The organism is Hafnia sp. (assembly GCF_036648275.1).
Classification (GTDB): Bacteria; Pseudomonadota; Gammaproteobacteria; order Enterobacterales; family Enterobacteriaceae; genus Hafnia; species Hafnia alvei.
In genome coordinates, this window is record NZ_JAVXIQ010000002.1 from 24,079 (window position 1) to 37,539 (window position 13,461).

Consider the following 13,461-nt stretch of genomic DNA (forward strand, 5'->3'; position numbering starts at 1 on the left):
CACAGAAAGGCGCTGTCTTCTACTACTTGCAGGCTCTTTTCAGTCAATCTACTTTAATACCGCAATACATATTTACTTGTTAGTTTGACGCATGTTGCTAGCAACAAACAAAAAGGTTTTGTTAATAGCTGAATTCGGCTTCACCGAATGTGCTATTGCACGCTAACCCGAAGCGCAGCGGCTGCGGCAAAAGGCGACAGCGTGATACTTCCCGCCAACATGGCACCTAAGATAGCTAAGTAACCCCCGATAGGCATTCCCATCGAAGCCGCATCAATTGCCGACGTCGCAAAAATTAGAATAGGTATATAGAGAGGCAGCACCAGCAAACTCAACAACACGCCGCCTTTGCGTAACCCAACCGTTAACGCAACGCCAATCGAACCAATAAAGCTCAACGTCGGGGTGCCGAGTAACAGCGTTAATGCCACTGCCCACCACGTTGCCATATCAAAAGAGAGCAATAGCGCCACTAACGGAGAAAGGATCAGCAACGGCAGTCCAGTGACCAGCCAATGAGCGAATACCTTTGCCAACACCGTTAGCGCCAGCGGAGATGGCGTGAGCATCAGTTGCTCTAAGGTGCCATCCAGATAATCGTCTTTGAACAATCGTTCTAACGAAAGTAACGCCGCCAGCAAAGCCGCAACCCAAACCACGCCGGGGGCGATACGCGCCAACAGTTGGGGTTCAGGGCCGATACTTAATGGAAACAACGTAATGACGATCAAAAAGAACCACAGCGGATTAATAATTTCAGCGCCGTTGCGAAAGGCAATTTTCAGCTCGCGGCGCAAAACGGTCATGATCATAGTGCCGTTTCCTCTCCGCTTAGGCGCAACTTACGCATGCGATAATCCAAATCCTGATGCGTGGTCAGCAAAATAATGCCTCCCAACCGCGTGTGTTGCTCAAACAATGCGATCAACTTCGCCACGCCAGATTTATCAATGGCGGTGAGCGGTTCGTCTAGAATCCAGAGTTTTGCCTTGCTCAGCCAAAGCCGCGCCAGCGCAACTCGGCGCTGCTGCCCGGCAGAAAGCTGGGCAACGGGAACGTCTTCATAGCCGATAAGATCAACCTGAGCCAGTGCGTCCCAAATCGCATCTTGATTATTATCGCCCTGCACTTCTTGGTAAAAGGCGAGGTTTTCAAACGGCGTTAACACCGATTTCACCCCGGCCTGATGGCCAAGATAAATCATCTGCTGTTGATACTCTTCGCGCTGTTTACGAATAGATTTTTGTTGCCACTGAATATCGCCACTTTCAGGCTGAGACAGTCCGGCAATCATCCGTAGCAAGGTAGTTTTTCCTGCCCCATTCGGGCCTTCTATTTGCACCATTTCACCCGCATTAACCTGAAAACTAAGCTGGCTAAACAGCACTCGCTCGTCACGGCTACAGGTTAGAAGGGAGATATTCAGCATCGAAGAATGTATTCCTAAAATCGAGATAGCACATCATATCATAAGCCTATAACAGCTCGTACCCCGCAGCCTGTGCGAAAACTACCCACATGGAGGTAAAATTCCGCGTCAGATCAAGGAGTGATATCTCACCCCATCCAGCAGAGCACCGCCAATGGCGAGATTAGCACGCCTCCCTCTCCGCCGATGCAGCGTTACGGCGAGTTACATTTGATTAATATATTTCATAAACACATAACATGGGGGAATATCGAAAAGGGAAAGTAATGCGCTTTGCGAGGAAAACTTCACAAGATTGGTGACAAAGCAGGCAATCAACACCAACCACACTTATTCTATTGATAAAAATGCGTATAATGGCGGCCGTTGTCCTCTTAGTTAAATGGATATAACGAGCCCCTCCTAAGGGCTAGTTGCAGGTTCGATTCCTGCAGGGGACACCATATACAACTCTCCTGACGTCTACCGAATTCAATAAAATCCCCTTATAATCAGTAATAAACCCTCTGTTCTGGCTGTGTGATGTCAACCGATATCTACCCATCTCAACGTGAATCAATAAACGTTTGGGGGCCTTAGTGGGGGCTTATCCTGTTCAATGAAAAATGAGGCCCCCAAATGCCCTTAAATGCGCGTCAGGTCGAGACTGCAAAGCCCAGAGACAAAGCCTATAAACTCGCTGACGGTGGTGGACTGTATCTCCAGGTTAACCCTAACGGTTCAAAATACTGGCGGATGAAATACAGATTTGCTGGTAAAGAGAAAAAATTATCATTTGGTACATACCCAGATATTTCTCTGGCTGATGCACGAACCAGGCGCGATGACGCAAGGAGAATTCGGGCTAACGATCAAGATCCAGGTGAAGTAAAAAAAGCAGAACTACTCGCCAAAAAACGATCAATCACAAATACCTTTGAGGCAATAGCTACAGAGTGGTACAACGCGAAAATCTCTGGATGGTCAAAAAACTATGCCGATTATGTTAATCGTGGATTCAAAAATAATGTTTTCCCTCATTTAGGTTCCAGGCCTGTTAACGAAATCAAGCCGCTAGAGCTTTTATCCGTTCTTCAGCGTATAGAAAAACGTGGCGCGCCTGAGTTAGCCAGTAAAGTTCGCCAACGCTGCAGTGAAGTCTTTCGATACGCAATAGTCACGGGGCGTGCTGAATACAATCCAGCCGCAGATCTTGCCAGCGCATTGCAAGGATATGAAAAACATCATTATCCCTTTCTGACCGTGCCTGAATTACCTGAATTTTTACAGAAATTATCAAATTATTCAGGTAGTTTAATAACTCTGCTCGCGACTCGTTTGTTGATGCTAACTGGATTAAGAACAGTAGAGTTACGAATGGCTGAATGGTGCGAAATTGACTTCGAAAACAGTCTCTGGGAAATACCTAAAAACAGGATGAAGATGAAGCGAACGCATCTCGTCCCGCTATCTAGCCAATCCTTGCAAGCCCTTCAGCAACTGAAACAACTCACTGGAAGCTATCAGTTTATTTTCTCTGGACGAAATGATGTTAATAAACCGATGAGTGAAGCCAGTGTTAACATGGTTTTGAAGAGAATTGGATATGATAAAAGAGCTACCGGCCATGGTTTTCGCCACACTATGAGTACCATTCTTCATGAGCAAGGTTTTAACACGGCCTGGATTGAAACACAGCTAGCACATGTAGATAAAAACTCGATTCGTGGTACTTATAACCATGCCCAGTATCTGGATGGTCGTAGGGAAATGATGCAGTGGTATGGTGATTATATTCAAAATTGTGAAATGCGTCTCCATAAGGAATAATCATAAACCAACTCCACCTTTGTTTTAAAGGTGGAGTTGGTATCTATAATAAAATAATTTATTGAGGTATAAATGTTGCTGTGTGGTTCCAACTGACTTTTTCGTAAGGCAAATTTAACGAAGCAATTGCCTGTTCTAACGATATCTCTGCAATTTTAAGATCACTGGCAGAATCAATTTGGTAGGTACTATCAAGTTTTACAACTGGTGATCCCTTAGGCATACCTTCATAAATAACAGATAATTGATGGACAAGGTCGTCGTTCACCAGAACTTTCGGTTCGTCATTCAGTAATACACCTACAACGGTGAATGAATGTACATTACTGTCACCAGTAATTTGATCGCGAAGAATATAAATGAGTAAAGGCGCAGAAATTCCCCGAGCTACCGCCGTTGACGCATTGAATTTCTCTGCCTGCGCGATCGCATTATTTAAAATGACGTGCCCAACGCCAAGCACTTCAAGTGACTTGTCTTCAGATATTCTGTCAAACGTCATGTTATTATATTTTTTCTTAATCCCAAACTGGGTTATCCACTCTTTCGGTGTAACGAAAGAAAGTGTCCCCCCCTCATTTTCAAGACGATGGCCATTCAATTTGAGCATATTTTCTAAAAAACTATACATGTTATTTAGATCCAACTTAGGGACTTCCTGTAAATTCTGATATTCGAATTTATCAGCATGACCAACGAGCCCCTTAACTACGCTGACCGCCGACTGACCTCCGAAGGTCCCTGCTCTGGAATCGAACCATGTATTTAGAGTCTCTGGTTTTTGTATCAGGCCATCAGCAAAAAGTGAATTGAAAAACCCTTTATCACTCATCCCAAGAATAAGCTGCAACAGATCTTCCGGTTCCTCCATCGCGTCGCCCAAAGAACGCATAACTGTGGTTATTTTGCTGTTTAATAGATCCCAAATTCTGGACTCTACAGTATCGGGGTTGCGTAAAGTAATAACTTCAACCTGATGTTTTTGGCCATAGCGATTGAGTCGCCCTACACGCTGGTGAAGACGCATCGGATTCCACGGCAGATCAACATGAATCATGGAATAACAGTTGTCCTGCAAATCAATACCTTCACCACCGGCTTCTGTACAAACAATAAAGCGTACCTGCCCGCTTTTAAATTGCTCCGCAGCATGGTATCGATCCATACTCCATGACGTTTTGACACCTTGTTTATTGTAAATCCCTTCCAGCCGTCCTTCGCCATTGATAAAGCTGACACAGCCATAGCCAAAGCGAGCATTCAGAGTATTAATTAGCAGAGCCTGTGTCGCTTTATATTCAGTAAAGAATACGACGGTGCGATTAAGAAACGTGGTTTCCAGCACATTAAGTAGGGTCTGGATTTTCGTTTCCGATTCTACATTCCCCGCCAACGCCTGCAGCTCTTCAAGCATGGGCAGCTCATTCTGCATAAGTTGAACCGAAGCAGACATTTCAACATATTCGCTTTCAAGCGCAATGTAGGCATCATCGAGATCCGGGGCCTGAGAATCACTCATGATGGCATTCATTTCATCACTCAGCGCCTGCAGCTTTTTCTGATTTTCCCCGAGCCTGGCGATACGCCCATTTATTGCGGCATAAATTGCCGCTACCGAACTTGCCGCCAGTTTCTGCATTGCAGTTAACACCAGTTGCACAGCCTGCTGGTTTGCGGAGCTCAGCGACGAAGCGTAGGCCTGCCCTGAAAGAATAAATCGTGTGAGCCGGTCATAGAATGACTGTTCAGCCTCAGAAAAATGATAGGTCTGTGAGGTCACGTTGACGGTCTTGAACAAACGTTCACCGTCCATATTCGTGACGGTTTGCTTATTATTGCGAATCACAACATCCCGAACATGATGCTGCTGAGTTTCAAATGGCTTATTCACGTCAAACAAGTCTGGACGTAAAAGCCTCAGCAGGGCAAAGAAGCCGTAATTTTTCCCGCGATGCGGGGTAGCTGTGAAAAAAAGCCGCGAGGCGAACTTACCGTGATCGATAAGCTTCTGCACAAATCGATAGCCCTGAGTCGCCCCCGAATCTTCTAGCGAGTTAAGGTGATGTGCTTCATCGATGATCAGCAAGTCCCAGTCGTCTGCTTTGAGCATTCGCTCGTGCCTGCCATTAATATCTTTTCGCAGTGTCGGCAATGAAGCGACCACCCAGGGATGCGTATTCCAGTAATCTGATCGCTCAGTATCAATTTCCGTGGAGTAGAGGGACAAACGAATATCAAACATCTGCCGCAAACGCTCCTGCCACTGCGGTACTAACGATGCAGGCGCTAAAACCAACAGACGCTGTACACGTTTTTTCGCCAGCAGCGGCCAAAGGATCAGCCCTGCCTCAACGGTTTTCCCCAACCCTACGTCATCAGCAATCAGCTTTTGTACCGGCCATTGCCGTAACACGCGGTGACATACCCATAACTGATGCGGCAGCAGGTTGATACGTGAAGTGGAGAACACCCCCCAACTATCATTGATGGAGCGGATCGCAAGCGCCTGACTGCGCGCAAGGACTTCACGCAAATCGTCATAATTACCTTCAGCTAAAGCGTCCTGCGCGCTGCGTACTGGCTCTAGTTCGGAAAGAGGACGCTCTTCAAAACTCGACTCGAAACGAATGAGTGCGGTGTTTTCTCGCAGGAGTTCAATCGTCCCTAACCCAAAGCGTTCATGTCGTACCTGCTGGCCCTGCTGAAATATCATTTTCATACGTAATCCAGGGGATCCTGTCCAAATATCTCAATACGAAGTGAGCGTTTCCCGTCACTGGTTAAAATGCGTAGCGGTATGTCGAAACAATGATTAAAGGTCGCATCTTCCTCGCCGAGGTGTTCGCTGAAAAACGTCCACAACAAAAGTGAATCACTGGCTGTGGATTGCCTAACATCTATTTCGTCGAACTCCATCGCCAGTAACAGACGCCTGACGCGTTCCGGCGCAGAGAAACAATATCGATGAATGCTGGAATCGGTAAACACGTTATTACGCACCAATTCACGGAAGATAAAGTTCACCCCGGTCCCCAGCGTCGCACGTAACTCGGGAACGATACCGACCCTTGTTCCTGAAAGCCTGAAACTGGATGCCGGTCGCAGTAAATCGCCAATATCTTCAAGGAACGCTTCCGACATATTAAGCAGTTCGCCGTAGGTATCTAAGTGTTTGGAAAAACGATACAACGGAAGTATTTGCAACCAGATACGATACGTATCTCCGTACAAAGAATCCTCAAGGTAATCGTCCATCACATCCAACCACTGCTGCGCAGCACCTGGATCTATAAACGTTTCCCACCATCCTTTTTCCTCAAAATGCTCAATTGCGGCACGGTGTTGCTCCTCCTGAGTCCTGCCAATGGTCTGGCACGAACCAAGATAAAGCAGTTTCAATAACGCCATGCGCGAACGCTGATCGTCAGAGCCATTTCTCAAAGCCTCCCAGTCAAACCAACCTTCTGGGTAGAGTCGGGTATTGTATTTCGCCAACTCTTCCTGCTTGTTCTCTTCCCACCAGCGGTAAATTTTTTGTACCGCCTCACCAGGAGTCACCAACGGTTTGTATTCTTCTGGTGTCTCGCAAATTTCGCGCTCCAATGCCCTTGTTCTGTCGCTATTAGTCAGTAACCTTCCCTGCAGGAGAGAGGCAATATCATTATTGCTCCAGTGCCAGTCTGCCGGGAACGCGCCTGGGCGCAGTTTAAGTTCAAGTAACCAACCTGGAGGTATTTCTTCCATTAGCTTACCCGCCAGTTTATCTCCTTCCAGACCTTCAATCAGAAAACGACAAAATGCTTGTTGCTTTTGATTATCAGCCGCCAGGTCATTGCGACCTGCCCATTCAAGTAAATCGTCAAAAACATATCCCTGACTTCTGCGTTTGCAATAAACAATAAATTCACAGGCCTGCTTAGAATATGATGACGAAATGATGGTACCGGCAGGTGCAAACCCAGATATCAACCGTTCATTTTTTTCGGCACAAGGAGTGTTACCGAGCAAAATTTGGCTAATCGGACGTGTGGAACCTGCTTGTGTTTGCACATGAAGGTTCGCCAGCTGTTTTCTGAAAGCCTCAATTTTATCCTGCCAGCCTGTCAGTTCACCTAGTCGCTTATCGAACTCTTCGTTAAATACGACTGCCAGCTTTTCCGCATCCCGCTGTGCCAGATGCTGGATATCAACGCCCTGTTTATCCGGCAATGACGCGTTTAATAACGATTCAAGCGACAGTTTACTTTCGACTTTAAGTTTGCCTCCCGTCGTGTCTGCTACCAGGCACTGTGCACTGTGCAATGCCTGAAACGCAGGGAGATGAATCAGTGAACTCGCCAGACGAGAAACCAGTTCATCCGCACAACGCACTCTGTCGCTCCACTTTATCAGCCCGGCAGCCTGCTCTTTAAATCCGTTGGGCAGCGCGGGATATGAGCGATAGAAGCTCATGATGCCGTTTTCGCTTTCGTAAAGTTGCTGTAGCAACTTTTCATTTTCCATCGCGGTAGCGTCGTTACTGATGCCTGTAGACATTACGTCCCAGATGCTTTCCCAGAACTGACTATGAGTTAATTCTGGGCTTAGTTCCCACTCAGCAACCAGCGCCTCCCAGTTATACTCAGTTTCACGCCAGAGCAATTCCAGCAGAGAATGAACTTTCGCTCCTGCTTTCTGAATGATGCCCCGGTTACGTTCAGCTTCAATAGCCAACTGGCGCCGACCAATATCAACCTCAAATCCAGCGTTAATCAAAAAACCCTGCCGGGTATCACTCATCAACGGAGACAAATTCCACAGTCGCGGAATATGAGTGTCAAAACCTCTCAGGCCCCTGCGCGTGACCTGGAAAACTAGATGGCAGCGTTCATCATCGATTTCGGTCTGGTAAACCGCCACTCGCACTGGTGACTGAACACCCTTGCTGTTCGGCAACATAACCTTGCCCAATGACAGACCAGGAATACGTTTATACTGAGCAGGCTCCCAGCGCCATTCATGCTCATCAATGACAATCTGGCGCAAGTTACGTGCATAAAGACTTAGTAAACCTGCGTACAGAGTAAAATCTTTTAACACCATTTCCGCTTGCATATGCTGGCGCAGTGGCAAATACACAAGAGTTGGTGACAAGCCATTTATCGCGGCACTTTCAGTGAGTTGATTTAGTTGTTTATAGCTTTCAGCGTCACAGGACTCGGGCACAATTCCACCCGCTATTTTAGTCGCCAGCCGCCCCGACAATAGGTAAGGATTATCAGACACCAGCAGACAGCTTTTGAAGCCAAGACCGAACTTGCCGGTAACGCCCTGCTCTTTATCTGACTGGTAAAGCGCCAGCATTTTTTTCAGATCGTTTTTGTAGCCATCATGAACATTCTCGACTTGCTCATTTTTCACGCTCTGGAAGCGGTTTATTTCTCGACCCCAGTTGAAGAACGACAACCCGCCGTTTTGCTCTTTCACCATAAATTTCTGGTGCACCCGCTCATGACGGGCATCGCTATCCAGCTTAAACAACTCTTCTACTGCATCATCGGCATTCTGGAACAGCTCAAAAGGAACGCTTGATGGCTGATACTGAGCATCCTCTATACGCTTTCTGACCGCTGTTAATATTTCAGCCTGCAGCTCAGGGCGATCCCGGATGGCATTCGCAATGTCATAGACAATTTCAGTGAGCCTCGGGCTGTGGAGCGACTTGCCGCCACTACTTTCAGCAAGAGAGTGAAGCTCACTCTCATAGGCTCTCATTAAAACGTTAAGCTGAGAGTTTTTAAGGCCCAGCGTTTTCAGGCGCTCAACGATGCTGTTCAGGATAGTGACTCGCGCGATATTCACGTCCAGTTGCTCGGCCTGCTCAAAGGATTGCCAGAGCGTATCCAGCCTTGCTCGCTGCAGATAAATGCCTTCCTGCAGCCAGCTAGTACTGCGCTTTAAAATTGCCAGGAGCTGCTGAGAGGTGTACTGGTCTGGGGAAAATCGGCGAATGAAGATTTGCGGTGCCTGGCCGGTATAAAAAGCGTAGCCGTGCTGACCCACAAAGATTGTATCCAGATCAGTTGCCAGCGCCACGGTCAAACGTTCCTGGAACAGTGAATGAACCTGCAACGTGTTTTCTTCGTAAACCTTCACGGCAAAGGCATATTTCTCAATGCACTGTAAGAGCGTTAACCCCGCAAAGTGAGCTTCATGGTTAGTTAAAGGTTTACTGTCTTGCGACAGTTCTTTCACAAACAGGGCATAACTTTGCAGCCCCAGATAGCTCTCACACAGCGTACGAACCTTACGATTCCCCGCCAGTAAAGCCAGCAGCGCAGCGATTGCCTTACGTGGAACCCAGCGTTCCCATGGAGCAAAGTAGTCCCTTAAGACATTGGCTGAATGCTCCACATGAGTGAGATGCCCTTCAGACTCAGTGCCGTCTACCGTCAAATCACTAGCCTGCAGCCAAGGCTGCAAATACGCCCAGTCGTCTTCATGCAGTACAGCACTACGCTCTGCCCCCGTTACGCCATAACAGAGATCGGCGGCTAGCGCCCAGGTATCCGCTGCCGTTCTGAGCGACATTGAACGCAATACACTAGTAGGTGCTGAATGGGTATGACACAACGAGCTCAACAGCGCTTTACGCAATTCACCGCTTTGGGCTGGACTCATGCTATCGACTAGACGCCGGTAGCTTGCAACTATCTTGTCCGTCACTGGATGCGCAAAACTCAGCGCATTGATGGCCTCATTTCCCTCAAGTGACTCAGCACCTTTAAGGCACTCAATTAAAAGCCGCCAACCTTCAAAGTTCTCAAACGCATAAGACCTGTCGCTGGCCTGAAGAATAACCGTATCAGTGAGACGTAAGCTGATGCCGATAGCATAAAGCGGAAGTGTGCCTGCCACATTGAGCGCTTTATAAAACGCAGACTTGCCCTGCAAGATAAATTGGCTCAGCGCGCGGTTAGCGTCTTCTGGTAGAGCAATATCCTCAAGCAGCGCTATCAGCGGTGTGGCTTCCGTCAGCTTCGCTATCTCCGGGTAGTCTGCCGCTTTGATATCCAGAATATTTTCTGGAGCTATCGCAACACCACGGTGCAAAAGCCATTTTTGGCTGCGCAGGTTGTTGAATACTCTCTCTGAAGACAAGCCATTCGTCGGCTGCATTAACAATTGCAGGATAAAACCGCAGTATCGTTCCGGGTTCGGCTCGGATAAAGCCAGCATGACCGCATGTTCAGCGTTCACCATTGGCAGATATTTGCGCTGCTGCTCCTGCACCTCTGGCTGACTGGCGGATTGGATGAACGTCACGTCGTCATTCAATTCAGTGGGCAGTTCAATGCGCCCCCCACGCAAGAAACAACGCTCATCAAGGGATATATACCCGTCTTTGCCTTCCCTACGATGAAGTGCCATCTGCCGCCACATTGCTTCGCCCATAGAGCGACCAATGTGCATCAGAACTTCTTCCGCATCTTCTGCAGATAAGTCATCAAACTCCAGATATTCAAGGCTTTCTTTGAAGCGGTGGATCACATGATCCGGCGTAACACTATCAAGCCTTAGCGCCTTCTCGAATCCGGGAGTCAGCCCAAGATTCTGCTCTATTTCTGGCGAAATAATAGTCCACTTAACCTGCTGCGAATCGGCATCAGAAAGAATTTTTGCCCATACGGGATGCGCTTTACCCGCCTTCCACAATTCAGCTTCACCAGTATCATCCGAATTACCGTGCATCAGATAGCGATACGCAAGCCGCTCTCTGGGGCCAAATTTGTCCCCATCGGCAGCCATTTTATTGAGCAGATCAATGCGTTTTGCCGGAAAATCCAGGCGAGGATGAAGCTCAAGCAAATGGACCACGCCTGCGCTATCACACTCCTGTGCTTCAGAATATTCAGAACCACCAAAAAGGGTCTGGTTAGTTTTATTAGCGATCAGTACGATTTCTTTTTCAAACAGTGCCTGCTGCAACAATGCACTTAAACCCATACCAAAGTTGGCGCTCCCGCCAAGTTTGAAGATCCTTCGCTTTTGTTTTAGTTCAAGCAAGTGACGGCGCGTCTCCAGGTAAGGTTTCCCTGTTGGCTGTGAAACCTTAAAGATCTTCAACGTATCAAACCGGCGATACAATTCCTGTTGATCGGGAACTGAGAGTTTGTCGATAAAATTCTGCACCAGTTTTTCAAAGTCATCGCTGGCAGAAGCCTGCGCCTGCATCGCCTGTAGCAGGCTGCCAACCGTCTCCCAGTTCAAAGAAGCACTGGCGGGTTCTTTACTGTTATCGAGAAAAGCGGGCACCAGCAGCGTATCCATAGCAGTACGCCCAAGCGCTTCCCACAGGGCTTGCTCCTGACGATCAATGGCAATCCTGTAACGCCAGGTCGGGCGAATAAGCGCCATCAACTCACCGATCGCAGTCTGGTTACGTGAGAGCTCCACCAGCGGCACGTTAAAAAACGTTTTCCTGAGCAATGCAATTAAGTCAGGCACAAAGATGTCTGATTGAATCGGCAACGTTTTCAGCAGTTGGTTGAGATAGTTCGTGAGCTTTGGTGCCGTAAACACCATTGACGGTATGGCCTGTAGCAACGCCTGAATCTCAGACAACTGCCACTTACTTTTAAATTCGTTGTAGATATTCTGCTGCGTTTCATCGATAAATTTGTGCGTTACACCCAGGCTTTCCAGAGCGGGCAGCACTTCCCAGGGGCGATGCGCTTCACCTGAAGGTGTGGCAGGCAATAGACGAACGGGAGTATTCGCATCAACTAAACACCACTGACTTCCATCCCGCGTTAGTTCGCATACCCACAGATGGTACAACGTTACCCAATGGAGCCAGGCATTATTGTTGCGTAAAGCTCTACGCACACCATCCGAAATTGCCGCTTTTTCCGCATCCCCGGAGTGAATAAGCGACATAAGAGAGGCAAGCGCTTTCGGTAATAACGGCAACGTTCCCTGAGTAGCAAGACAGCGGTTCCATTCCTGAACCAGTTGTTCCTGAGCAGGAGAATCAGGGGCATTGAATAACGGCGTGGCGCTGGTGAGTGTAGCCAACCCCTGGATACCCACTCGCCCGGCATCAATGAAAAAGTAGCCGTGCAGAACAATTTGATACGAGTATTGACCAGAAAGAGAGAATTTTTGTTTCTGCGCATGCTGCGCGGTGTCCTGCTCACCTAAAGGTAAAAACACAGCCCATTCCACCGTCAGCGTTGCCTCTCCTTCAGGTACTTTCTCCGCCAGCATCACTACAGCTGCATGAGGCAGCGCTTTATCCGCGGTCTTCTTACCTTCTCGTGAATAACTGAATGGCCAGGTGCGTTGTGATTTCAGGGCAGAAAACTCAGGCGTATTCAGCAAAACCTCATGCCCGACGTAGTATTTTTGCTGAGGGTCCGGCAATCCAGCATGCTGAACGCTAATGTGGCCTTGCCATTCCCCAGCACCATTAAGATTGGTAAATTGTGGGCGAGTCGCCTTTTCAGGCAGCGAGATATGTATTTGACGCTGATACCCCTGCCCTGTTTTCACGACCAGCTCAATGTCCTGCAAGGTTTTCATCAGCGGTAAAAGGCTGGCGAGCTTATCCCCTAATCGCCGGTCAGTGATAAAATCAGGTACCTCATAACGATAGTCTTCGCCAACAATAATAAAGTTTTCATCATCTTGCCGGGCCTGATAGATACTCTCTGAACGCAGCGGAACCCAGACAACGAAATAACCATCACACTCATTTTGGGTAATTGCGCGGACTTCATCCTCAAGACGAACTTTATCCTGCTCGCTCACCTCGGCCCAGGCAGATCTGTAACTGTCCCAGGGGTTAAAAACGTCTGATTTGGCCGAGGCGGTATGCCAGTCAAAAGACTGGTAAAAGAATACTTCACCGAGATGGAACAGGCTTTTCATACCGAGCCCAAATTTTCCCACCGCATTTTCGTCACCCGGTTTGGTGCCAATGCCAATGGAGAGGATCCCCTCTACATCTTCGAGTGTCAGCGGCGCATTATTGATAAAGAAAAGCGCAGGATCACCCAGTAATGGATGATCGGATCCGGCAATGCCCGGGCTCCAGCCAAAGATTAAGGATGATGCCTGCGCATCATCCGCGTTTTGCACAATTTCTTTCAAAACAGGGAAGCCGTTTTTATAACGGTCTTTTAAATTCGCAGCGATAATCGCAATATCGTTGAGCGGCGTGGAGTGCGCTTTAGCCATCA

5 protein-coding genes and 1 tRNA gene are annotated in these 13,461 nt (G+C 47.9%); 2 read left to right on the forward strand and 4 right to left on the reverse strand.

All coding sequences use genetic code 11. From position 1 onward, the window contains the following. Positions 1-152 precede the first annotated feature (152 nt). Together ccmB and ccmA are read right to left on the reverse strand one after the other, a co-directional pair. A complete protein-coding gene (gene ccmB / locus RSC70_RS02735) occupies positions 153-812 on the reverse strand; it encodes a heme exporter protein CcmB (protein WP_040045539.1) in 660 nt (219 codons plus the stop codon). Further along, complete coding sequence (gene ccmA / locus RSC70_RS02740) at positions 809-1,429, reverse strand: cytochrome c biogenesis heme-transporting ATPase CcmA (protein ID WP_040045538.1); 621 nt, start codon at positions 1,427-1,429, stop codon at positions 809-811. The genes ccmB and ccmA overlap by 4 nt, the downstream gene beginning before the upstream one ends. 368 nt (positions 1,430-1,797) lie before the next feature. Here ccmA and RSC70_RS02745 point away from each other — a divergent pair. Continuing rightward, positions 1,798-1,872 (forward strand) — tRNA-Arg (locus RSC70_RS02745). Positions 1,873-2,047: 175 nt separating this feature from the next. Further along, positions 2,048-3,238: a tyrosine-type recombinase/integrase gene (locus RSC70_RS02750; protein WP_072440058.1), complete on the forward strand. Its 1,191-nt coding sequence runs from the start codon at positions 2,048-2,050 to the stop codon at positions 3,236-3,238. A gap of 58 nt (positions 3,239-3,296) precedes the next feature. Here the strand turns inward: RSC70_RS02750 and RSC70_RS02755 are convergent, their stop codons facing one another. Further along, positions 3,297-5,957: a DEAD/DEAH box helicase gene (locus RSC70_RS02755; protein ID WP_332541581.1), complete on the reverse strand. Its 2,661-nt coding sequence runs from the start codon at positions 5,955-5,957 to the stop codon at positions 3,297-3,299. Beyond that, positions 5,954-13,459: a sacsin N-terminal ATP-binding-like domain-containing protein gene (locus RSC70_RS02760; RefSeq protein WP_332541582.1), complete on the reverse strand. Its 7,506-nt coding sequence runs from the start codon at positions 13,457-13,459 to the stop codon at positions 5,954-5,956. The genes RSC70_RS02755 and RSC70_RS02760 overlap by 4 nt, the downstream gene beginning before the upstream one ends. Positions 13,460-13,461: the final 2 nt, after the last annotated feature.